The 21,977-nt window shown below is 62.3% G+C and carries 20 protein-coding genes; 10 read left to right on the plus strand and 10 right to left on the minus strand.

Annotated features, from left to right (window positions below; genetic code table 11):
• Positions 1-4: 4 nt before the first annotated feature.
• The 4 genes from ugpC to MHI61_RS29665 all read left to right on the plus strand — a co-directional run bounded on the left by ugpC (position 5) and on the right by MHI61_RS29665 (position 4,460).
• The gene (gene ugpC / locus MHI61_RS29650) at positions 5-1,072 is read left to right on the plus strand and encodes a sn-glycerol-3-phosphate ABC transporter ATP-binding protein UgpC (protein ID WP_239793026.1); all 1,068 of its coding nucleotides are present in this window, start codon (positions 5-7) and stop codon (positions 1,070-1,072) included.
• A 160-nt stretch (positions 1,073-1,232) separates the two neighbouring features.
• A complete protein-coding gene (locus MHI61_RS29655; RefSeq protein ID WP_239793027.1) occupies positions 1,233-2,537 on the plus strand; it encodes an ABC transporter substrate-binding protein in 1,305 nt (434 codons plus the stop codon).
• Between the two features lie 80 nt (positions 2,538-2,617).
• Positions 2,618-3,550, plus strand: coding sequence for a sugar ABC transporter permease (locus MHI61_RS29660; protein WP_239793028.1), 933 nt, complete (start codon positions 2,618-2,620; stop codon positions 3,548-3,550).
• A gap of 10 nt (positions 3,551-3,560) precedes the next feature.
• On the plus strand, positions 3,561-4,460 hold the full coding sequence (locus tag MHI61_RS29665; protein ID WP_064684203.1) for a carbohydrate ABC transporter permease: 900 nt from the start codon (positions 3,561-3,563) through the stop codon (positions 4,458-4,460).
• Positions 4,461-4,637: 177 nt separating this feature from the next.
• Here the strand turns inward: MHI61_RS29665 and MHI61_RS29670 are convergent, their stop codons facing one another.
• The 7 genes from MHI61_RS29670 to MHI61_RS29700 form a co-directional block, all read right to left on the minus strand.
• Positions 4,638-5,684, minus strand: a complete 1,047-nt coding sequence (locus MHI61_RS29670; protein ID WP_239793029.1) for a hypothetical protein — start codon at positions 5,682-5,684, stop codon at positions 4,638-4,640.
• Positions 5,681-6,442 (minus strand): ATP-binding cassette domain-containing protein, encoded by a 762-nt coding sequence (locus MHI61_RS29675; RefSeq protein WP_097607353.1) that lies wholly within the window; start codon positions 6,440-6,442, stop codon positions 5,681-5,683. The genes MHI61_RS29670 and MHI61_RS29675 overlap by 4 nt, the downstream gene beginning before the upstream one ends.
• Before the next feature lies 1 nt (position 6,443).
• Positions 6,444-7,466, minus strand: coding sequence for an ABC transporter permease (locus MHI61_RS29680; RefSeq protein ID WP_239793030.1), 1,023 nt, complete (start codon positions 7,464-7,466; stop codon positions 6,444-6,446).
• A 69-nt stretch (positions 7,467-7,535) separates the two neighbouring features.
• Complete coding sequence (locus MHI61_RS29685) at positions 7,536-8,477, minus strand: substrate-binding domain-containing protein (protein ID WP_077989851.1); 942 nt, start codon at positions 8,475-8,477, stop codon at positions 7,536-7,538.
• Positions 8,478-8,571: 94 nt separating this feature from the next.
• A complete protein-coding gene (locus tag MHI61_RS29690; RefSeq protein WP_239793031.1) occupies positions 8,572-9,408 on the minus strand; it encodes a 3-methyl-2-oxobutanoate hydroxymethyltransferase in 837 nt (278 codons plus the stop codon).
• Entirely contained in the window at positions 9,405-9,716 is a 312-nt protein-coding gene (locus MHI61_RS29695; protein ID WP_239793409.1) for a MocE family 2Fe-2S type ferredoxin, read from the minus strand. The genes MHI61_RS29690 and MHI61_RS29695 overlap by 4 nt, the downstream gene beginning before the upstream one ends.
• 47 nt (positions 9,717-9,763) lie before the next feature.
• Positions 9,764-10,909: a fatty acid desaturase family protein gene (locus MHI61_RS29700; protein ID WP_239793032.1), complete on the minus strand. Its 1,146-nt coding sequence runs from the start codon at positions 10,907-10,909 to the stop codon at positions 9,764-9,766.
• 441 nt (positions 10,910-11,350) lie between these two features.
• Between MHI61_RS29700 and MHI61_RS29705 the strand changes: the two genes are divergently transcribed.
• The 6 genes from MHI61_RS29705 (at position 11,351) to MHI61_RS29730 (ending at position 19,823) form a co-directional block, all read left to right on the plus strand.
• Positions 11,351-12,376 (plus strand): LacI family DNA-binding transcriptional regulator, encoded by a 1,026-nt coding sequence (locus MHI61_RS29705; RefSeq protein WP_239793033.1) that lies wholly within the window; start codon positions 11,351-11,353, stop codon positions 12,374-12,376.
• A 120-nt stretch (positions 12,377-12,496) separates the two neighbouring features.
• On the plus strand, positions 12,497-13,867 hold the full coding sequence (locus tag MHI61_RS29710) for an SWIM zinc finger family protein (protein ID WP_239793034.1): 1,371 nt from the start codon (positions 12,497-12,499) through the stop codon (positions 13,865-13,867).
• Entirely contained in the window at positions 13,864-15,276 is a 1,413-nt protein-coding gene (locus MHI61_RS29715) for a DUF5691 domain-containing protein (RefSeq protein ID WP_239793035.1), read from the plus strand. Before MHI61_RS29710 ends, MHI61_RS29715 begins: the two co-directional genes overlap by 4 nt.
• Positions 15,269-16,351 (plus strand): AAA family ATPase, encoded by a 1,083-nt coding sequence (locus MHI61_RS29720; RefSeq protein WP_010032790.1) that lies wholly within the window; start codon positions 15,269-15,271, stop codon positions 16,349-16,351. Before MHI61_RS29715 ends, MHI61_RS29720 begins: the two co-directional genes overlap by 8 nt.
• 3 nt (positions 16,352-16,354) lie before the next feature.
• Complete coding sequence (locus MHI61_RS29725; RefSeq protein WP_239793036.1) at positions 16,355-18,685, plus strand: DUF5682 family protein; 2,331 nt, start codon at positions 16,355-16,357, stop codon at positions 18,683-18,685.
• Complete coding sequence (locus tag MHI61_RS29730) at positions 18,675-19,823, plus strand: VWA domain-containing protein (protein WP_239793037.1); 1,149 nt, start codon at positions 18,675-18,677, stop codon at positions 19,821-19,823. The genes MHI61_RS29725 and MHI61_RS29730 overlap by 11 nt, the downstream gene beginning before the upstream one ends.
• A gap of 165 nt (positions 19,824-19,988) precedes the next feature.
• Here MHI61_RS29730 and MHI61_RS29735 read toward each other — a convergent pair whose 3' ends face one another.
• The 3 genes from MHI61_RS29735 to MHI61_RS29745 form a co-directional block, all read right to left on the minus strand.
• Positions 19,989-20,294, minus strand: a complete 306-nt coding sequence (locus MHI61_RS29735; protein ID WP_239793038.1) for an AzlD domain-containing protein — start codon at positions 20,292-20,294, stop codon at positions 19,989-19,991.
• Positions 20,291-20,956 carry an AzlC family ABC transporter permease gene (locus MHI61_RS29740; RefSeq protein WP_239793410.1) on the minus strand — a complete coding sequence of 222 codons (666 nt, stop codon included), beginning with the start codon at positions 20,954-20,956 and terminating at the stop codon, positions 20,291-20,293. Before MHI61_RS29740 ends, MHI61_RS29735 begins: the two co-directional genes overlap by 4 nt.
• A 105-nt stretch (positions 20,957-21,061) precedes the next feature.
• Complete coding sequence (locus MHI61_RS29745) at positions 21,062-21,919, minus strand: AraC family transcriptional regulator (protein ID WP_239793039.1); 858 nt, start codon at positions 21,917-21,919, stop codon at positions 21,062-21,064.
• Positions 21,920-21,977: the final 58 nt, after the last annotated feature.

The following is a 21,977-nucleotide window of genomic DNA, read 5'->3' on the forward strand; positions in this document are numbered from 1 at the left end:
GAGTATGGCAAACGTTCAATTCGAAGATGTCCGGAAATCATTCGGCGCGCATCCCGTTATCAAGGGGGTGGACATCGATATTGCCGATGGGGAATTCGTCATCCTCGTCGGCCCCTCGGGCTGCGGCAAGTCGACCCTTCTGAGGATGCTGGCCGGACTCGAGAACATTTCCGGCGGCGAAATTAAGATCGGCGGGCGCGTCGTCAACACGCTGCCGCCCAAGGACCGCGACATCGCCATGGTCTTCCAGAATTATGCGCTCTATCCGCATATGACGGTGGAGCAGAACATGGGCTTTTCGCTCATGCTCAACAAGGCGCCGAAGGCGGAAGCCGAGAAACGGGTGAAATATGCCGCCGGTATCCTCGGCCTCGACAAACTGCTCGACCGCTATCCGCGCCAGCTTTCCGGCGGTCAGCGCCAGCGCGTCGCCATGGGCCGCGCCATCGTGCGCGATCCTGAAGTTTTCTTGTTCGACGAGCCGCTCTCCAACCTCGATGCGAAGCTGCGCGTCGCCATGCGCGCCGAGATCAAGGAACTGCACCAGCGCCTGAAGACGACGACCGTCTACGTCACCCATGACCAGATCGAGGCGATGACCATGGCCGACAAGATCGTCGTCATGCATGACGGCATCGTCGAGCAGATCGGTTCACCGCTCGAGCTTTACGACCGTCCCGCCAATCTCTTCGTCGGCGGTTTCATCGGCTCGCCGGCGATGAACATGATCCACGGCAGGCTCGATCCGGAAAACCCCAGCCAGTTCGTCGCCGCCAACGGCACGCGGCTGCCGGTCGCCAAACCGCCTGCAAGTGCTGTGGGCCGCGACCTCGTCTACGGGCTGCGCCCCGAATATATCTCGCTCGATCCCAACGGCCTGCCGGCCGAAATCGTGGTGATCGAGCCGACCGGTTATGAAACACATCTGACCGTCCGCCTCGGCGGCAGCGAGGTCAGCTGCGTCTTCCGCGAGCGTGTCGATGCCCGCCCGGGTGAAGCCATCCGGGTGGCGATCGACGCCGCGCATGTTCACCTGTTCGATGCCGAAGGCGGCAAGAGGTTGACCGACTGATGCCATCCGGCGGCGGCACGGGAGAAGAGGAGTTCTCCCTGCCGCCGGAGTGCAAGCATCCCGGGAGCGCAAGCTCCCCCGGAGATGCCAGGCCGCCGTTCACCAAGCGGGAGGTGGATGCCGGAGAATTGCTCCCGCTGTTTCAATGAGGAGGAATCTCATGACGATCAAGAGACGTGAATTTCTTGCCGCATCGGCAGCCGTTGCCGGCGTTGCCGGTCTCGGCATCAGGCCATCTCTGGCGCAGGCCGAACCGACCTACACGCCGGAAAGCGGCGCGAGCCTCAGGCTGCTGCGCTGGACGCCTTTCGTGAAGGGCGATGAGGATGCCTGGATCGCCAATACCAAGAAATTCACCGAAGCCACAGGCGTGGAAGTGCGCATCGACAAGGAAAGCTGGGAGGACATCCGTCCGAAGGCAGCCGTTGCCGCCAATGTCGGCTCCGGTCCTGACCTCATCATGTGCTGGTTCGACGACGCGCATCAATATCCGGACAAGCTGGTCGATCTCACCGAACTCGGCAACTATCTCGGCAACAAATATGAGGGCTGGTACGACGGCGTGAAGGGTTACGCCACCCGCGACGACAAGTTCATCGCCATGCCGCTGACGGCGATCGGCAATGCGGTCGTCTATCGCGACAGCCACGTCAAGGCGGCCGGCTTCAACGAATTTCCGAACGATACCGCGGGCTTCCTTGAGTTATGCAAGGCGATGAAGGCGAAGGGCACGCCCGCCGGCTTCCCGCATGGTAAGGCGGTCGGCGACGGCAACAACTACGCCCATTGGCTGCTCTGGAGCCATGGCGGCAAGATGGTCGATGAAAGCGGCACGGTGACGATCAACAGCCCGGAAACGCTCGCCTCGATCAACTACGCCAAGGAGCTTTACGCAACCTTCATTCCGGGCACGGAAAGCTGGCAGGACGTCAACAACAACCGCGCATTCCTGGCGGGTCAGGTATCGCTGATCGCAAATGGCGTCTCGGTCTATTACACGGCCAAGAACGATCCGAAGCTCGCCGAAATCGCCAAGGACATGCGCACGACGAACTTCCCGATCGGACCGGTCGGCAAGAGCGTCGAGCTTTTCCAGACGAGCTCGCTGCTGCTCTTCAAGCACACCAAATATCCGGAAGCGGCCAAGGCCTACATCAAGTTCATGATGGAAGCCGACCAGATGAACGCCTGGATCCAAGGCTCCAGCGCCTATTGCTGCCAGCCGCTCAAGGCCTTCGCCAAAAACCCGGTCTGGACCGCCGATCCGGTCCACGCACCCTATGCGCGCGCTTCGGAAAGGCTGCGCCCGAACGGCTATGCCGGCCCGCTCGGCTACGCCTCGGCGGCGACCATGGCCGATTATGTGCTGGTCGACATGTATGCCGCCGCCGTTACCGGCCAGAGGTCGCCCGAGGACGCAATGAAGGAAGCCGAACGCCGGGCGAACCGCTACTACCGCGTCTGATCCAGAGTCAGAAGGACGGCATGCCGGCAGCCGGCATGCCGTCCGTCTCTCAAGAACTGAATGCAATCTGGAGGCAAGCAATGTCGACCTTGAAATCCGGGGATACGCGTGGACCGATCTCCTCGCTTATGCAGAATAACAATGTGCTCGGCTTCCTGTTCATGCTGCCGGCCGCGGTGTTCCTTGTCTGCTTCCTGACCTACCCTCTGGGGCTCGGCGTCTGGCTTGGCTTCACCGATACGCGGATCGGCCGCGACGGCATCTTCATCGGCCTGGAGAACTACCAGTTCCTCGCCGACGACGCCGTCTTCTGGCTGTCGGTCTTCAATACCATTCTCTACACGGTCATCGCCTCGGCGCTGAAATTCGCGCTCGGCCTCTGGCTGGCGCTGCTTCTGAACCAGCACCTTCCGTTCAAATCCTTCTTCCGGGCGATCGTGCTCCTGCCCTGGGTCGTGCCGACCGTGCTTTCGGCGCTGGCCTTCTGGTGGATCTACGATTCCCAGTTCTCCATCGTTTCCTGGTCGCTGATGAAGCTCGGCCTGATCGACGCGCCGATCAACTTCCTCGGCGATTCCACCAATGCCCGCATATCGGTCATCGTCGCCAATGTTTGGCGCGGCATCCCCTTCGTGGCGATCTCGCTGCTCGCCGGCTTGCAGACCATCCCGGCCTCGCTGCAGGAAGCCGCCTCGCTCGACGGCGCGACGAGCTGGCAGCGCTTCCGCTATGTGACGCTGCCGATGCTGACGCCGATCATCGCCGTCGTCATGACCTTCTCGGTGCTCTTCACCTTCACGGATTTCCAGCTGATCTACGTGCTGACCAAGGGCGGGCCGGTCAACGCCACGCACCTGATGGCCACACTCTCCTTCCAGCGCGGCATTCCGGGCGGGCAGCTCGGCGAAGGGGCGGCCATCGCCGTCGCCATGGTGCCCTTCCTGCTCGGCGCCATCATGTTCAGCTTCTTCGGCCTGCAACGCCGCAAATGGCAGCAGGGCGGCCAGGATTAGGGGAATAACGATGTCGACCAATCTCAAAACCGCCGATCAGGTCCTGACCGACAATGCCGAGGGCATGAGCTATCTGAACCGGCTGCCGCGCCGCGTGGTGATGCTCTACCTGCCGATGGCGGTCTTCGTCTTCGTGCTGCTCTTTCCCTTCTACTGGATGGCGATCACCGCCGTGAAGCCGAACGAGCAGCTGACGGATTATAACAATTACAGTCCCTTCTGGGTGATCGGGCCGACGCTCGACCACATCAAATACCTCTTCCTCGAAACGTCCTATCCCGGCTGGCTGTGGAACACGATGCTGGTTGCTGTGGGATCGACGGCGCTGTCGCTGGTGGCGTCGGTCTTCGGCGCCTATGCGATCGAGCGCGTGCGTTTCACCGGCTCGCGGCAGATCGGCCTCGTCATCTTTCTCGCCTATCTCATCCCGCCGTCGATCCTGTTCATCCCGCTCGCCTTCATCGTCTTCAAGCTCGGCATCTACGACTCGCGCCTGGCGCTGATCTTTACCTATCCGACCTTCCTCATTCCCTTCTGCACCTGGCTGCTGATGGGCTATTTCCGCTCGATCCCGTTCGAACTCGAGGAGAGCGCCCTCGTCGACGGCGCCAACCGCTGGCAGATCCTGGTCAAGATCATCCTGCCGCTCGCCGTACCCGGCCTGATCTCGGCCGGCATCTTCGCCTTCACCCTGTCGTGGAACGAATTCATCTATGCGCTGACCTTCATCCAGTCCTCGGAGAACAAGACCATTCCGGTCGGCGTCTTGACCGAACTGGTGCGCGGCGACGTCTTCGAATGGGGATCGCTGATGGCCGGCGCGCTGTTCGGGTCGCTGCCTGTCGTCATCCTCTATTCCTTCTTCGTCGATTATTACGTGTCGTCGATGACGGGCGCGGTGAAGGAGTAGCGCCCGGACCGGGCTTATCGGCGACGGGCAAGGCAAGTCATTTTGCCTTGCCATCGAAGCTGCTCTGCAGGCAGCACTGAGAGTGCGGGGTAGCAGTGCGGTTTCGTTCCAACGCGCCGATACTCAGTCGCCCGGTTTTCGGCAAGGGCTCCACCCACCGATCTTGCGTCCTTCGCCTCAGTCGAGAAAGTGCGTCCGGAAAGCCAGGCGCCGGAACCCTCCTCGATCGCCGCAAACCTCTATGGCACGGTCCACGACACGAATATCCTCGACCCGTTCGCCTGAAGGCCACGAGATGGCGCCTATGGCATGCCTCACTTCGGCTTCCCCGTCCCGGACGAGGGTGAGAGCTCCCGGCCCTGAGAGGTCGTTTTCGCTGGAGTGGCTGCGCAAGACTGCGGCCGCACCCTCTTCGACCCCCAAACAGCCGAGGTGTCGGCTCGACCACGGGGGATAGTCGCGGCCGCCGTTGGAATGCCAGAAAATAGTCATCGGCAAGCGGCGGGCATTCCGGAGGGAAAGGAACAGATCTCCCTCGACCGGCCGCGTCACTGCGGTCCAACCCAAGCTGTGTTGGCGGCCTTCTATGGCGATGACGACATCCTCATGCCGCGGGTTCCACGGGAACCGGCTTAGATCCACCGATCCGTCGATCCCAGGAAAGCGGTCGGGCGCCGTTGACCGCGAGGGGTAGCGCAGGCCGGAACGCCCGCGGGCGGAATCGACTTCAGGCGGCGTTGGCGGCGTCTCCCATGCCGATTTGGGCGAGCAACTGATGAGCCCGCCGCGAGGCAGCGAGACGTTGGCATGGTTCGAGATGGCAATGCGGCCGCTCCCGCCGGCGAAGACATGGCGCTGATAGACCCAGGCGTGCCCGTCTTCAACCTCGAGCTCCTTGGTGACGGTCGCGCCGCAGACGGTGCGTCGCAGCCTGGCCCGCAGCCGCCCGGCCTCCTGTTCGACGACGTTCCAGGGCGAATTGGCGGTCCAGCCATGAAGGGGTGATCCCTCTTGGCTGCCTGCAAAGGGTGCGCAGAAGAAATCGCCGCCGAGCGCCATCAGATGCGGCGGCGTGCCGGGCGGCATTATCTCCTCCGTGCCGACCCAGGGGGCACGGTGCAGCAGAGCGATTTCGTGCCCCTCATCTTCCACGGTAAAGCCGTCGAGGATACCGGTCCGCGCATCGAAGCCGAAACGGATTCCCTTGGCACGGATCTCGATCATGCCGCGATATGTTCGCCGGTGATGATATTCTCGACCTCCTGGATCGATGAGGTCGCGGGGCTTAGATCGTCGGCGACGACGGTGCCGCGTCGCATCACCACCATGCGGTCCACCACCTGGAAGACATGATGGATGTTGTGTGCGATGAAAATGCAGGAGTGGCCGGTGTCGCGTGCCTCGCGCACGAAACGCAGCACCCCCTGGGTTTCGGCAACGCCAAGATTGTTGGTGGGTTCGTCAAGGACGATGAGGTCGCTGTCGAAATACATGGCGCGCGCGATTGCCACCGCCTGCCGTTCGCCGCCAGAAAGCGATCCGATCGGTGTGGTGGGCGGAATGTTCTTTGAAATTCCGACTCGCTTCAGAAGATCGGCGGCAACTGCGTTCATCCGCTCCTGATCCAGCCGGTCGAGGAAGCGGGGGCCCGTTCTGAGCTCCCGTCCAAGGAAGAGATTGCGGGCGATGGAAAGCTGTGGAACCAGGGCCGAGTCCTGGTAGATGGTTTCGATGCCGCTCGCGATCGCGTCGTTGGTACTGCGCAACCGCACTTCGCGGCCCTTGATGAAGATCTGGCCGGACGTGTAGGGAACCGCGCCCGACAGCACCTTGATCAGGGTGGACTTGCCCGCACCGTTATCGCCGAGGAGACCGACGATCTCGCCCTTTCTTATGGTGAGGTTGACATCGCGCAAAGCGTGGACGCGACCATAGAATTTCTCAATGTGTCGCATCTCGACGAGGGTTTCGGTACCGCTCATCTCAGACCCCCGTATTGTGCCGACGCTCAAGGCCGGCATGGAGCGCCATCATCGCCAGGATGATCGCACCGATGAAAATATTGTAGGCGAGACCGGGCACTCCGATCAGGACGATCCCGTTGCGCATCAGTCGCAGGATCAGGACGCCGAGCATGGTCCCGAGGATCGTCCCGCGGCCGCCGTTCAGCACGGTGCCGCCGATCACCACCATCGCGATGACCTCGAGTTCGTAGCCGGTTCCGGCATTGGGGTTGGCGGCCGAGACGCGGATCGACGAGACGATGCCGGCAAACGCCGCCATCGCGGCGGACAGCATGAACAGGATGACCTTCACCCTGGCGATCGGCACCCCGCGGTTTCGGGCAGCATTGGGATTGCCGCCGGTCGCCTGGATCCAGTTGCCGAACCGGGTGCGGGTCAGGACGTAGTGTAGCGCAAGCGCCAGCACCACGAACCAGATGAGGCTCATGAAAACACGCAGGTTGCCAATATAGAAGTCGCCGACCAGCAATTGCGCCAACCACTGCTCTTCGGCGTCCCAGGTGCGCTGCGGAAAACCGGCCGTCAGCCACAAGGCCGTCCCGCGGATGACCAGCAGCGTACCCAGCGTCACCAGGAATGAAGGGATAGCAAGACGGGTGACGAAGAGGCCGTTGAAAAGACCGATCGCCAGAGCGACGGCTATTCCCGCAAGGAACGCCAGCGGCAAGGGAAGCACGCTCGCATTGAACAAAGTCCACATCACCACGGGGGCGAAGCCGAAGACGGAGCCGACCGAAAGGTCAAACTCCCCCGCGGTCATCAGAAGGGTCATCGCGAGCGCGATGAGGCCGAGTTCGACGGTGAAAGTCAGGGCATTGCCGACATTGATCAGCGACAGGAAGGCGGGGTTGATCGCCGTGAAAACGACCAGCATCGCGATCAGAAGGACGAAAGGCCCGAATTCCGGATAGGCGATAAACGTCCTGACAGGGCTAGGCCTGTCACGCTGCGGAGTAAGAGCGTCGCTGCTTTGCTCGATCATGGTGGACTCTCGCATTGGAGCTGGAATAGGCATCCGCGGCTAGGTACCGCGGATGCCGGGATGACATGCTTATTTGCCGCCCATGATCTTAGCGTAGAACGGCGCCTTATCGGCCTCGTAGAGTGCGCCTGTGATGATGTCGAAGTTGATCGGGATGCCGCTCGCTTCAGACATCAGCGCCGAGAGGCACATGTATGAGGTTGCCAACGGATCCTGCCACATTCCGGCATTCACATAACCTTCGCTGACCTCCGTGGTCGTATCCAACGAGTTGCCCCATCCCACCACCGGAATCTCGCCTTTGGCGATGCCGGCCTGATCCCACACGCGTTTGACAGAACCGGTTACGAGATCACCGAGCCCGATGACGGCATTGATCTTCTTACGGTTGGCGGTCACGTAGTCGGTCATCCGGTTGATGGCCTCGGCCTGGTCGTAGGACGCATCCTGGATTTCCCAGGTGATCCCGAGCGGCTTGAAAACTTCGTCGGCACCCGCTGATTCCTCTTCGCCGTAGCCCGCACCCGGAACTTCGAGCGGCATCCACACGAAATCCCCCTTCTTCACCAGCTTATGGTCGACCAGATACTGTGCCCAGGTGCGGCCGACGACCTTGAGATCGACGCCGACATAGGCTCTCCAGGCCGGCGCCGGGTCCTTGGTGTTGAAGTTGATGACCGGGATGTTGGCCCGGTTGGCCTCGTTGACAACATCCACCAAGGTGCCAGGCCCTGGGCTCGTCGTGCAGATGCCGTTCGCGCCGGCGGCAATGGCGGCGCGGATGGCTTCCTGATGGCTCGGTACGTCGTTCGAATGGAAGGACGTGTTCACCTTCACACCGGTATCGGCAGCGAATTTCTCGGCACCCTGAAGAAAGTAGGTCCAGACCGGATCGGTCGGGGAGCCGTGCGATATCCAGTAAAAGGTTTTGTTCGCCGCACTCTGCGCCATTGCTGCTGCCGGCATCAGCGCCAATGCGGCCACCGCGCCCAGAAAAGTTCGTCTCAGCATGTCCCGTTTCCTCCCTTTGGTTTGGCCGGTCTCTAGCTCCTCCCGGCCGGTGAAAGCTGTTGTATGACGAGCGACGTGGCGGCGGGCGGCCTCCTCATTGCCGATCGACCCCGTCGATGAACTTCTCCAGTTCGCGCGGATCCATGCGGATCAGATTGCAATCCTGCGGGAAGGCACCTCCGGCGACGTCCGCGGCATATTCGGTGAAAGCTGCGATCCGCTCGCGTTGCAGCCGCGCATATTCCGCAGCGAAATCGCGATAGGTTCGGGCGTGCCGCGGGACGTGGCCTTCGGTGTAGCCCAGTATATCGTTGGCGAAGAGATACTGCGCATCGCAGCCAGCCCCGGCCCCCATCGACCATAACAGGATTTCAACCCGTTTGCTGATCTCGGCCGCGACTTCGGCGGGCACCACTTCGATTTCGACCGCGAAGGCACCGGCGCTCTCATAGGCTTTGACCTCCTCGAAGAGCCGCAACGCCGCCTCGGCAGTCTTGCCGACGGCTTTGAAGCCACCGGTCCAGGTGGCGCGGGTAGGGACCAGCCCGACGTGACCAACGACGGGGAAATATTCACGGGAGAGCTTTTCGACCGTCTTCAGCGAGCCCGAACAATAGACCGCGTCGGCGCCGCGGCTCAGCGCATTGCCGCACCAGCGGAGATAATCGTCCGGCGTACCCATCTCGAGATGGGTCTGCCCGGTCATCGAGAAGACCGTCGGCGCAACCGCGCGGTAGCGTGGATCAAGGACGATCTCGGCCGGCACGGAGGCGATATCGATCCCCGCCGCTTCGGCGGCTGCCGCCTCATCGAGGCTGAAATAGCGCAGCATGGTCAACTGGCGCCGGCCTTTCCAGGCGCGCAGGTCGGCCACCGTCGGCAAACGGCGTGATGCGGCGCCCCGGCTCTCCTGTCTCCTCAACTCTGTCATTCGACCATCACCAGGACTTGCCCGTCCTCGCGCCGGACGGAATAGGTTCGCAGGTTCTCGCAGGCAGGCGAGCGCTTGGCCTCTCCCGTTCGATAGTCGAATTGGCCATTATGTCTGGGACACTCGATCACATAGTCGAGCACCAATCCGTCTGAGAGCTCCACCTGCTCGTGGGTACAGAGCCCATCGGTGCAAAAGAATTCGTCGTCAGGGCTGCGAAAGATTGCAAAGCTCCGGCCGCCATGGACCCAGCCCAAAACGTCTTCCTTTTCGATGTCGTCTTCGGCGCAGGCAGCAATCCAGGGCATATGGTCCTCGTTTCCATGTTCAATGGGAATCTCTGATGGCGGGGCGATCATGCAAGGGACCTTTCCGGCACAGCCGCATGCAGCTCTTCGCGATAAGGCTTCGCCCCTTGCGGCAAGGCACGCTTGAGATAATAGCCGGGCTCCCGTCTCTGCCGCATGATCGCTTGAAACATCTCGCGATAGCCGTCCCAGATCGAGGCGTTGGCGGGCGGCAGGTCGTGCTTGATCGCCTCGTGCAGCCTTGCCAGCGCATGGTAAGGTACCATCGGGAACATGTGGTGTTCGACGTGATAGCCCATGTTCCAATAGATGAAGCGGCTGACGGGATTCATATAGACGGTGCGCGAATTAAGCCTATGGTCGAGCACGTCCTCTGCGAGCCCACCATGCTGGAGGAGCCCAGTCATCACCATATGCCAACAGCCATAGATGCGCGGACCGCCGATTAGAAGAAGCGGGATCGCCGCCTTCCAACCGGCACCGGCGATGAGCATGCCGACGCTGGTCAGCATAGCGGCAGCGTAGATTGCCATATGCACCCGCGCCCAGAACACCGCCTTGGGCCATTCGCTCTCGGGCACGTAGTCCTTCTCGTCCGGCGAGAGGGCCCCGGTTGCATTGCGCGCGAGGGTCCTGAGGTTCTGCCAGACCTCGACCACGCCGGTATAAGCGAGCGCTTTCAGCGTCAGCGCAATTGGATGCATCCAGGCGATCTCAGGGTCTCGGCCGACAATGATTGTATCGGTATGGTGGCGGGCGTGGCTCCAGCGCCAGTTCACCGGGTTGCGTGCCACCTGGAACGAGCAGATGTGATAAAGCACGTCATTCATCCAGCGCGTGCGAAAGGCGGTGCCGTGGCCGCATTCGTGCCAGCGTGCATCGCAGGCCGAGCCATACATCACCCCATAGGCAAACCAGAACGGCACCGCCCACCAGCTGCCCCAGAACCAGATGCCGCCAGCGGCAAAAGCCACGTGGAGAACTGCCCATAGAATCGTGTCGCGGATCGCCGGCTGGTCACTGCGCTGCATCAGCTCCTTCATCAGCTTGCGCGGCACGTCGGTGTGATACCATTCGGCCGCCACCAGACCCGCCTCGACGGCTTGTGTAGAGGAAGCACCGGTCAAACCGTAGTCGCGGGGGAGGGCGGCAGACTGCCCGCATGTTTCGGTATTAGCCGAATTGGCGCTCATGCGATCATCTCCGGTGGCGGGAACGAATGCTGCGCTGAAAGCGACTGACCGGTCCCGCTCAGACCGTTCACCTGTATTGCCGCCGGCACCTCGGATCGCTCCGGACACATCACCCGTTCGCCCCTACATCCTATTCATCACACGGGGCCGCTGCGAGATCTGCCGATCCTCGGCCTGCTACTATGATGTTGTAACGACCCTGCTGATGCCAAACTGGGCTGCCGATAGAAGCTTCGCAACTCAATATCACATCAAATCACATCAGTTGCTTCCTCCCATATTGATTGGATTTCAGCGGAACTCCTGGTAATTATCGTATTTGAGAAGCTCATTTCATCATTTCGCGGCACTTACTAATGTTGCAGTGGGATATGATGTGATTAGCCTCATCTTTTGATGTAACAAAACGGTATTTCCCTCAACTTTGCAAAGGGAAGGATCATGAAGAAAACGACGATTACCGATATCGCCCGGACGGCTGGCCTCTCGACTGCAACAGTCGATCGAGCATTGAACGACCGTGGTGGTGTCAGTGCCGCCAATCGCCAGAGGGTGTTTCGCGCCGCGAAGGAACTGGGCTATCTGCCGACCGAGGGGATGCTTGCCTTGCCCTCGCGCCCCGCGCATCTGGAGTTCTTCATCCCCTTTGAGCACAACTCATTCATGCAGGACGTCGCCAGGAAGATCACCAGCTTCGCGTCATCCCTGCCGCTCGTGGCGTCGTGCAATGTCACGGCACTCGACGGCATCGACCCTGACGCGCTCGTAGCGGCGCTGGAAGGTCTTCCGCTCCGGACCAACGGCGTCGGCGTGATTGCCGTCGACCATCCGAAGACGCGGCATGCGATCCGGCGCCTGTGCGAATCCGGCGTCCGCGTCGTGACCATCGTGACGGATGTTCTCTCGACCCCACGCTCTGCCTTCGTCGGCGTCGATAATCTGGTGGCGGGGCGAACCGCGGCGCTGATCATGGGCCTCACGTCGCGTGAGAAGAATGGATCGATAGGACTGTTCCTCGGCTCGCGAACGCTCCACGGACACCAGCAGCGGGAATATGGATTCCGGACGTTGCTGGAGGAGCAATTCAAGCATCTGACGATCCTTCCTGCCATCGAAACCCGTGACGAGAACAAGCTGTCCCAGCCGGCGATGGAACGGATGCTACGCGACACCGACGATCTCGTCGGCGTCTATTGCGTCGGCGCAGGCAGGGCCGGCATCGCCGAAGTTCTGCAAGCAGCGAAAGGAAACAAGCGTCCCTTCGTCATCATGCATGACCTCACTGACGCGACGCGGGCATGGCTGGCAGAAGATCTGATCGACGTCGTGATCGACCAGAATGCGCGCCTGATCGGCGAGCAGGTTGTCATAAGGCTCCTCGGCTCGATCGCGGCAAGCACGCCGACCTTGTCTTTGAAGAACATCGAGCCACGGATCATCTTTCGCGAGAATATCCCACTCGTTTGAAGCAGAGTGATTCCATGATGGGTTGTCGCGCCGGGCAGACGTTGCACTTTCTGCTATGCCATGCCAGAAAACGCGCGATAGTGGAATGTGGCCGAGTCGGGGGTTCCATTGAGTTTGAGTTTGGCAAAGATAGAAGAGCTTGCCCCGGATCAAGGCTCGCTCGCCGCAGCCAAGAAGCTTCTCAAACCCTCGAGCTGGGCGACCCTCGCCCAGGACGGATCGGGTCTCATCTGGGGCGAATGCCAAGGCTCCGGCGCCACGCCCTACAGAATTTCCGTCACCGAGCCCGATGCCGGCTACAAATGCAGTTGCCCCAGCCGGAAGTTTCCCTGCAAGCATTCGCTCGCCCTGATGTGGATGCGCGCTGACGGCAAGGTCGATTTTGCGACCGGAACGGCGCCGGACTGGGTGAACGACTGGCTGTCGCGCCGACGCGGACCTTATGCGGGCGCCCCAACAGCCGGCGCCGATAAACCCAGAGCGTCGATCGCGGCGATCGAGGAAATCGAGGCGGTGGTCGATCCGAAGGCGGAGGCCCGCGCGGCGGCGGCTCGTGAACGCAACCGGCTTGAGCGCGAGACGTCCATCGCCAACGGCCTTGACGAACTCAATACCTGGATTGCCGACCAGATGGATGCTGGTTTCGCCGCCTTTCCGGCCAAGGCGATGGCTACCTGCCGGGTAATGGCTCAGCGCCTGTTTGACGCCAAGGCCTCCGGCCTGGCACTCCGGGTCGATACCATTCCGGCGCGGCTTTTCGCCCGCGCGGAGGCGGCCCGCCCGATTGCCGCCATAGAGGAACTCGGTACCCTGCATCTCCTGGCCGAGGCCTATCGCCGGCAGGATAGCCTGTCCGAGCCGTTGCGCCAGGATCTCAGGCAGATGATGGGCTGGAACGTCACGCGTGAAGCGCTGCTCGAGGATGAACGGGCGCTGCGCGTTTCCGGCGCCTGGCGAGTTTGGGCGACCCGCAGCGAGGTGCAGCCGGATAAGCTCCGCCGGATCGAGACCTGGCTTCACGGTAGCGACAGGCATGCGGTGCTCATCGAATACGTTCCGGTTTCGACGGGCGCCTCCTCAAGCGGCTACAGCGTTGGCGATACTTTCGAAGCTGAATTGATCTTTTATCCGTCGAGCGTGCCATTGCGCGCGCTGATCGCCAGCCAGGCAACCGGCAGCGTCATGTCCGACGCTCCGCTGGCGCTTCCGCGGCACGATCTGGCCGACGCCTATGGCCTTTACGAGGAGGCCTTGACCGAAAAACCCTGGCTCGGCGACTATCCGGTCATGTTTCGTGGGGCGCGGCTCAGGCGCTCGGGCGAAACCATCCACCTCAGCGGGCATGGGATCAGTCTTCCGCTTGCGAAATCGCAATCTGCGGCAAGCTGGCCGCTCCTGCAACTCGAAGCGATCGATGGCGCCGGGCTTTGGGATGGGACCGAGCTGACGCTCTGCTGGTCTGAAACGGCACTTGGACGGTGGACCGCATGAGCTTGACCAGCCTGAAGAACGAGATCCTGCCGAAGCTTCTGTCCGGTACCGGGAGCGGTTTGCCGCTCGATCGTATCGGCGCCACCGATCCGCTGCAGGCGCTGGCGCTTGCTGGCCAGGCATTGCGGTTCGACCGTCCGCCGCCCCCGGGACAGTTCCAAACCGAGGAGGCTATCACTGATCATGCCGCAATCCTGCCGGACGCAGCAAGGAAGCTCTTGCTTCGGCTGCTTTCCGGCAAGAACCAGGCGTCGGGTCAACTGTCCGCGGCAATCGTCCAAAAGCTTGCCGAAAAGAGGCTCCGGCTGCATCCGTTCGACCTGCCCAGGCTCGAACCGTTCGTGAAGGCCCACGCCGAAAATCTCGGAGCGGAAGCGCTCGCCTTTTCCGAGCGTGAAACACCGGTCGCGCAGAAGCAGAATTACTTCGCGCCCGACAGCCTGAGTGACGACACCTGGATGCTTGCGACGCCAGCCGTGAAAGCTGGCTACATCAACGGCCGCAGAGCTTCCGATCCAGATGCTGCGCGGGCGATGGTCGAGGCAGCCTGGACGTCGGAGAATGCCGATAGCCGCGTGCGCCTTCTCGCCGCGTTCCGGAAAAATCTGTCGGAAGCAGATGCGCCGTTTCTGAGGAGCTTGGAGAAGGATCGCGCGCCACGCGTTCGCGAGCTCGCTCAGAGGCTGCTCGTCCGTTTGCCGGGGTTCGAAGGGGACAATCCGGCTTTGCGCGCCGCCCTGGAACGCATCAAGGTTTCAAAGACCGGGCTGATTTTCAAGAAGGCGGCCCTGTCGCTCGACGTGCCCGCCACCGTCCGAGATTTTACAAAGATGAGCTGGCTCAACGAGACCTTCGGCCCAGTCGGTCTGGAGGTTCTGGCCGACGCCTTGTCGATGACGGTAGATGGCGTGGTGGCTGCCGCCGAGAAGCAAAGCGACCTCTTGGCGGCACTGCTTTTCATGGCGACTCAGGATAAGCGGCTGGATATCGTCAAGCTGATCACCGAACGCCATCTCCTCAACGGTTGGGAGGCCTTTCACCAGCTCGATAGCGAAATACTGGCGGATTATCCCGCTGATATGCGGCAGCTCTGGATCGAATACATCTTTCGGCCGGACAGGTGGGCGGCCGACACGTCGCCTTGGGCGATGCGGGGGATGGCGCAATGGCTGGGAGGGCAGACGACGGAAAACGTCTTCGGCGATATCCTGCGCTCCAAGCCGTGGCAGGCGTTGCGCGGGGACAGTGGGCGCTTCGAAGCCGATATCGCCGACAGCATGGCCGTCATGTGCCCGTCATCGATGCGTTCGACGCTGCGCGCCGAGCTTACCGGGTTCGATCCCGCCAAAAGCAGCAATGCCATTCTTTTCCTCGACCTCACGGACAGCCTGGAGACCGCAAATGCCTGAAGCCCAACTTCGCCGTCCTGCAGAGCAGATCTACGCTGGCGAACTGGCCGCCCTTGCGAAGGGCGACGACCGTCCCCGACCCGCCAACTGGAAGCTCTCTCCGCAGGCGGTCGTTACCTATCTCCTTGGCGGAAAGGCATCCGATGGAACGCCGGTATCAGCCAAATACGTCGGAAACCGGCGACTGATCGAAACGGCCGTCGCCACGCTCGCGACGGACCGGGCGCTGCTGCTGCTTGGCCTGCCGGGGACGGCGAAATCCTGGGTTTCCGAACATCTGGCCGCGGCGATTTCCGGTTCGTCGCAACGCCTGATCCAGTGCACAGCCGGCACGGACGAAAATCAAATCCGCTATGGCTGGAACTATGCCTTACTGCTCGCCAAGGGGCCGTCGCCGGAGGCGCTGGTCAAGACGCCTTTGGTGCGGGCGATGGAGGAGGGAACGCTGCTCCGGCTCGAGGAACTGACCCGCATGGGCTCCGACGTGCAGGACACGCTGATCACGGTTCTTTCGGAAAAGATCCTGCCTGTGCCGGAGCTCGATATCGCGATCGATGCCGAACGCGGCTTCAACGTCATCGCCACGGCCAATAATCGCGACAAGGGCGTCAACGAGCTTTCCTCGGCACTGAAGCGGCGTTTCAACGTCGTGGTCCTGCCATCGCCGAACACGCTCGAAGAGGAGACCCAGATCGTCGTGAAGCGCGTCGGCGAGATCGGCACCAACCTCAGTCTGCCGCCGATCCAGCCCGCGGACAAGGAACTCGCCCGCGTCGTTACCCTGTTCCGTGAAATTCGGGACGGCAAGACCCTGAACGGCAAGACGAAACTGAAGACCTCGACCGGTACGCTGTCGACCGCCGAGGCGATCTCCGTCGGCGTTTCGGCCTGGGCGGAAGCCGCTCATTTCGGCGATGGCCGCATCGATGCCAATGCGCTTGCCACCAATATCGTCGGCGCGGTCGTCAAGGATCCGGTGCAGGATGGCGTCGCCTTGTCGGAATATCTCGAAACCGTGGTGCGCACCCGCGACGGCTGGCGCGATCTTTACGAGGCCATCCGCGAGGTAATCTGAACCATGAAGCGGAAGGCGCATCTCTTCGGCATCCGCCATCACGGGCCGGGTTCGGCGGCGCTTCTGAAGGGCGCGCTCGACGCGCTCGATCCGGCCTGCGTGCTGATCGAAGGGTCGACGGAAGGCGATGCGCTGATCCAGCATGCGGCGCTGCCTGGCATGAAGCCGCCATTGGCGATGCTGTTTTACGCGGCCGATGAGGCCGCCAATGCCGTCTTCGCGCCTTTTGCTGAATTCTCTCCGGAATGGGTGGCCATGCAATGGGCGCTTGCTCACGGCCGTCCTGTCCGTTTCATCGACTGGCCGGCCGCCGTGTCCCTGGCGCTGACCAAAGCGGCCCGGGAGGAACGGCTTGCCGCCCTCGAAAGGAAGGCGGCGGAGTTGGCAGAAAATAGCGACGGCGAAGATCCGGAGGAGGGCGCTTCGGAAGCCCCCACGATCCGCCTCGACCCTCTCGATCTGCTTGCAGAGGCCGCCGGATATGGTGATGGCGAGAGCTTCTGGAACGGATTGATCGAACAGCAAGGCAGCGGCCAGTCGCCGCTTGAAATTTTCGCCGCCATAGAAGCGGCAATGACGGAAGCGCGTCAGCATCAGGCGGATGCCGGCGGCATGAGCGATGCCGAATGGCTGCGCGAAAAGCGCCGTGAAGCCTTCATGCGCGGGCATATCCGGGATGCGCTGAAGCAGCATGACGGCGAGGTCGCGGTCGTGATCGGCGCCTGGCATGTGGGTGGGCTGCGCGCCGAGACGACGGTCGCCGAGGACCGCGCGATCGTCAAGGATCTGCCGAAGGTGAAGGTGGAGGCGACCTGGGCGCCGTGGAGCGACGGACGGTTGAGCTACGCGTCCGGCTATGGCGCAGGCGTCATTTCGCCCGGTTGGTATAGGCATCTCTGGAGCCTCTATTCCAGCGATCGTCATGACGGGCCAGAAGCCTTTGCCGCCGTCTGGCAGGCGCGGACGGCAGCTCTTTTGCGGCAGGAAGGTTTTGACGCTTCGACAGCCTCTGCCATTGAGGCGGCCCGCCTTGCGCTCGGCCTCGCCAGCATGCGGGGGCTGAGCGTGCCCGGACTGGCCGAAATGCGGGATGCCTCGCTTTCCAGCCTATGCCATGGCGACGACATCCCGCTCGCGATGATCGAACGCAAGCTTTATATCGGCAGCCGGATCGGCGAGATCGACGAAGCGGTGCCGCAAACGCCGCTCGCCAAGGATTTCGAGCTGTGGTGCCGCAGGACCCGGCTGAAGCCGGAAGAAACGGCAAGCGAGATCAAGCTCGATCTGCGCAGCGAGGCGGGGCTGCTCAAATCGACCTTCCTGCACCGCCTCAACCTGATCGGCGTCCATTGGGGCCGGCTGATCGACGCGGAGGCCGGGCGCGGAACCTACCGCGAAATTTGGAGCCTTGCATGGTCGCCGGACATGTCCGTCGGGCTGGCGGAGGCGCTTGTCTGGGGCCTGACGATCGAACAGGCCGCAGCGGCGGCGACGATCGATCGAGGCAGAAACGTGAATGGAATCGCGGGGCTTTCGGAGCTGGTGCGCGGCGCGCTGGTTGCCGATCTTCCCGAAGCAGCCAGCGCCTGTATCGATCTTCTGCAGGCCGCCGCAGTGCAGAACAACGACATCACCGATCTGATGAACGCGGTCGCGCCGCTCGTGCGCATTGTCCGCTACGGAACCGCCCGCAAGCTGCCGGAGCCGGAGCTTCGCGCGCTGATCACCGCACTCAGCGTCGAAGTCAATGCCGGCGTCCGGATCGCTTCTCGCCAATTGGACGATGATGCCGCGTCTCAGCGCATCATCGCCATGCGCGCCTATGATGAAGCTCTTGGCCTGTTTGGCGATCCCGCGCTGCTCGAGGAATGGCGGCGCCAGCTCGCCCTCCTGGTCGACGACGAGCAGGCGGCGGCCCCGGTCGTGGGCTTCAGTCTCCGCCGTCTGCATGACCTTAGCCTTTGGGACGAGCCGCGGGTCTCGGCTGCCTTCTCGCGGCAGATCGTGGGCGAGAGCCCCACACGGGCCGGCGCCTTCATCGAAGCCTTCATTTCGGGGTCTGCGGAGGTGCTGATCCAGGATCAGACGCTGCTCTTCCTCATCGACGAATGGCTCTGCGGGCTGGACGAGGAGGTTTTCGTGGAGAGCCTGCCGCTCTTCCGGCGTGCGCTGACCGGTTTCGATGCGGTCGGCCGCAAGCGGATCATGGAGCGCATCGCCGGTGGAAGAAAGGAACGATCGGCCGCGCCTGATGTGATCGAGGACAACCCTGCCTTCGAACGGGCGCTGCCTTTGCTGAAGACGATCCTGGGAATGGACGCGCATGACCTCTGAACGTATCCGACGCTGGAAGCTGGCACTTGGCGACGACGACATGGAGGGTCTCGGCGAGCGGGACCAGCGCCTGAGCCGCGCGCTGTCGGTCCTCTACGAATCCGAAGGGCGCAAGGGGCGCGGCGGGCTCAGTGCGTCCTCGCCGAAAGTATCGCGCTGGCTCGGCGACATCCGCGAGTTCTTTCCTTCGCCTGTCGTCCAGGTCATCCAGAAGGACGCGTTCGAGCGCCTCAATCTCAAGGCGCTGATGCTGGAGCCGGAGTTTCTCGAGACGCTGGAAGCGGACGTGCATCTCGTTGCCGATCTCATCTCGCTGCGCGGCGCGATGCCGGCCAAAACCATGGAGACCGCCCGTGCGGTGGTCAACAAGGTCGTCGAGGATTTGATGAAGCGATTGCAGTCCAAAACGGTGGAGAAGGTGACGGGCGCCCTGAACCGTTCACAGCGGACCCGCCGGCCTCGTCACGCCGATATTGACTGGCCGAGGACGATCCGCGCCAATCTTCGCCACTACCAGGAGGATTTCCACACGATCGTGCCGGAGACCCTGGTGGGGTTCGCGCGCAAAACCCGTACGCAGGCCGACCTCGATCATGTCATGCTGTGTGTCGACCAATCGGGTTCGATGGCATCTTCGGTCGTTTACGCATCGATCTTTGCCGCCGTCATGGCGTCGCTTCCGGTCCTGTCGACGAAACTCGTCTGTTTCGACACAGCGATCGTCGACCTGACGGAAGATCTGGCCGATCCGGTCAAGGTTCTCTTCGGCGTGCAACTCGGCGGCGGCACGGATATCAATGCGGCGCTTGCCTATTGCGAGACCAAGATCGACCGGCCCAACAAGACGCATCTCGTTCTCATCACTGACCTTTACGAAGGCGGGGATGCCGGCTCGATGCTGGCGCGTGTGGCAGCGCTCAAGCAATCCGGTGTCAACGTCATCGTTCTGCTAGCGCTCTCCGACGACGGCCGGCCCGGCTACGACGCCCGTCATGCCGGGGCGATCGCCGCTATGGATTGCCCGGTCTTCGCCTGCACGCCGGATCAATTTCCGGACTTGATGGCCGTCGCCCTGACGAAGCAGGATATCGGACAATGGGCAAGCGCAAACGGAATCGGACTTGTGCGAGGTGCTTGAGATCGCGGAATGGCCCCGCATGGGCGGGCAGTGTTGCCTTGACGCAAGCGACCTGCGGTAACTCTGGTATGTCCGGTCCCGAGCTCATCGACAAAGTCGGATCGCACGGTTGCGTCCGCCCCGGCTTTGTCGTCGAACTCGTCAACTCTTGCGGCTTGAAGCCATTCAGCTCAAGCCGATCGCCCTGAGCAGCGCCACGCAGACGACGCCGACGGCGACTGAGACCAGCATCGGCAAGCGCAGGGCAGCGAGTGCGGTAACGGAACAGGCAGCGCTCTCGGCGATACCTGTCGCAAAAGCAGTCGGCGCCACCACGGCCATGAGCACCGCGGGCGGAATGGATTCGATCGCTTTGCGCCTGCCGCCGTCCAACGACACATACCGCAGCAGAAAGAGCCCGCTGACACGGGTCAGGATCGTCGCAGCCGCCATGGCCAGAATGGCGAACAGGGTCTGCAGGTCGAGCGTCATGGCGACACCTCCAGGCGGCGCATACCGCTGAAGGTCGCGGCCGCGACACCGGCAAGAGCACCGGCCGCGACATACCAGACGCCGGGTATGAAGTGATGGGTAAGCACGGCCGCCGCGGCGCTCGCAAGCAGAACGGCGCCGGTCTCGCGCCCCTTCCAGAAGCCCATGACGAGCACGATGAAGACGGCCGGAAAGGCAAAGTCCAGTCCGAGCGTTGCGGGATCGCCGAGGAACGTCCCGAGTGTGGCGCCCGCCAGTCCGGAAAGAACCCATGCCAGGTAGAAGGGCGCTGCCAGCCCGGCAAACCATGCCGGTTTCAGCCTCGCCGCACCGGCGCGGAATTCCGCCATCGCCCAGATTTCATCGGCCAGAAAAAGCACCGAGAGATAACGGGCACGCGGTGAAAACACCTGCATCTTTGTGACGATCGATGCTCCCATCAGCACGTGGCGGATGTTGACGAGAAGGGCTGCGAAACCGAGGCTCGTCCAGGAGGCAGGATGTGTCCAGATATCCATCGCTACGAATTGCGAACCGCCGGCAAAGACGAGCGCGCTCATCAGCCCGGTCTCCAGCGGCGAGAGTCCCTTCGTTGCGGCGACGGCGCCGAAAACCAGCCCGATGGGAATGACGGCGGCAACGAGTGGCGCGATCGCCCGCATTCCGCCTGAAAATTCCGCCCAGATTTCGTTTTTGCGCACGTTCGAACCTCCGCTTGATGCCGAGGTCATAGAGCCGTGCCGAAGCGACGTCTTGAACGAAAGTGATTATCGCGCCCGATACTGGCCTGGGGTTAATCCCGTGCGCGCCTTGAAGTGCCTGGTGAAATGGGCCTGGTCGGCAAAACCGCATTCCAGCGCGACCTCTGCCGGCAGGTCACCGGCCCGCAGCCTGCGGCGTGCGCTCCTGACGCGGACATCGGTAAGGAAAGCGTGCGGCGTGATATGGAATTCCTTGCGGAAGGCGCGGATCAGATGCGCGCGGCTGAGGCCGGCGACGGCGGCGAGTTCTTCCAGCCCCAGATCGGTCGCATAGTGTTCCGTCAGATAATCCCGCGCGCGCCGAACTGCTGAACGCTCCGAGGTGTCGGTCGGCACGATGATCGAGCTCCCATGCTGACGAAACATTGCGTCGAGCACCAGGAACATGCTCTGGCTGGTCTCCAGTGCCCCGACTCCGGCCTCCAAGGTCCGGTGGGCACCAAGAAACGCCGCGGCCAGTTTGGGATCCTGAAGAATCTGCTTGCCGAAGGCCGGCGTGCCGCGGAAGGTGCGGCCGGTGACATCCTCGAGGATTTCGCGAAAGAGCGACAGGTCGGGATAGATCATGCGATAGCGATAGCCGCCATCGGTCGGCGCCCCGTCATGCGTCTCGCCCGGATTGATCAAATAGAGATCGCCGGGGCCGGAGGCCTCACGTGCACCGCAGATCGTGGCGATCTGGCTGCCGCTCTCGATGGCGCCGATGCTGAACGTATCATGGGCGTGCGGTGCGAACTCATGCGTCAGGAAGGTCGCGCTCAGGCATTCCATGCCGCCGAAGCGCGGATCGCGCCAAAAGCGCGTCGTCTCCGCCCCTGCAAGCGGCATGGCTTCGGTCGCCTGTTCCTGGGAAATATTCTGCATCGGGCGGATATAGCAGTTTTTCCGCGACGCTTCTTGAACAAAAGTGATCAGCGAAACT

Source organism: Rhizobium sp. K102 (assembly GCF_022385315.1).
GTDB classification, from domain to species: Bacteria; Pseudomonadota; Alphaproteobacteria; order Rhizobiales; family Rhizobiaceae; genus Rhizobium; species Rhizobium croatiense.

Coding starts and splice junctions, on each gene's coding strand:
- MHI61_RS29675 (WP_097607353.1), bottom strand. CDS start 6,442: ATGAGCGGTACCGAAACCCTCGTCGAGATGCGACACATTGAGAAATTC.
- MHI61_RS29665 (WP_064684203.1), top strand. CDS start 3,561: ATGTCGACCAATCTCAAAACCGCCGATCAGGTCCTGACCGACAATGCC.
- MHI61_RS29705 (WP_239793033.1), top strand. CDS start 11,351: ATGAAGAAAACGACGATTACCGATATCGCCCGGACGGCTGGCCTCTCG.
- MHI61_RS29745 (WP_239793039.1), bottom strand. CDS start 21,919: ATGCAGAATATTTCCCAGGAACAGGCGACCGAAGCCATGCCGCTTGCA.
- MHI61_RS29655 (WP_239793027.1), top strand. CDS start 1,233: ATGACGATCAAGAGACGTGAATTTCTTGCCGCATCGGCAGCCGTTGCC.
- MHI61_RS29720 (WP_010032790.1), top strand. CDS start 15,269: ATGCCTGAAGCCCAACTTCGCCGTCCTGCAGAGCAGATCTACGCTGGC.
- MHI61_RS29695 (WP_239793409.1), bottom strand. CDS start 9,716: ATGCCCTGGATTGCTGCCTGCGCCGAAGACGACATCGAAAAGGAAGAC.
- MHI61_RS29690 (WP_239793031.1), bottom strand. CDS start 9,408: ATGACAGAGTTGAGGAGACAGGAGAGCCGGGGCGCCGCATCACGCCGT.
- MHI61_RS29680 (WP_239793030.1), bottom strand. CDS start 7,466: ATGATCGAGCAAAGCAGCGACGCTCTTACTCCGCAGCGTGACAGGCCT.
- MHI61_RS29685 (WP_077989851.1), bottom strand. CDS start 8,477: ATGCTGAGACGAACTTTTCTGGGCGCGGTGGCCGCATTGGCGCTGATG.
- MHI61_RS29740 (WP_239793410.1), bottom strand. CDS start 20,956: ATGCGGGCGATCGCGCCACTCGTTGCCGCCGTCATTCCCATCGGGCTG.
- MHI61_RS29700 (WP_239793032.1), bottom strand. CDS start 10,909: ATGAGCGCCAATTCGGCTAATACCGAAACATGCGGGCAGTCTGCCGCC.
- MHI61_RS29670 (WP_239793029.1), bottom strand. CDS start 5,684: ATGATCGAGATCCGTGCCAAGGGAATCCGTTTCGGCTTCGATGCGCGG.
- ugpC (WP_239793026.1), top strand. CDS start 5: ATGGCAAACGTTCAATTCGAAGATGTCCGGAAATCATTCGGCGCGCAT.
- MHI61_RS29715 (WP_239793035.1), top strand. CDS start 13,864: ATGAGCTTGACCAGCCTGAAGAACGAGATCCTGCCGAAGCTTCTGTCC.
- MHI61_RS29730 (WP_239793037.1), top strand. CDS start 18,675: ATGACCTCTGAACGTATCCGACGCTGGAAGCTGGCACTTGGCGACGAC.
- MHI61_RS29735 (WP_239793038.1), bottom strand. CDS start 20,294: ATGACGCTCGACCTGCAGACCCTGTTCGCCATTCTGGCCATGGCGGCT.
- MHI61_RS29660 (WP_239793028.1), top strand. CDS start 2,618: ATGTCGACCTTGAAATCCGGGGATACGCGTGGACCGATCTCCTCGCTT.
- MHI61_RS29725 (WP_239793036.1), top strand. CDS start 16,355: ATGAAGCGGAAGGCGCATCTCTTCGGCATCCGCCATCACGGGCCGGGT.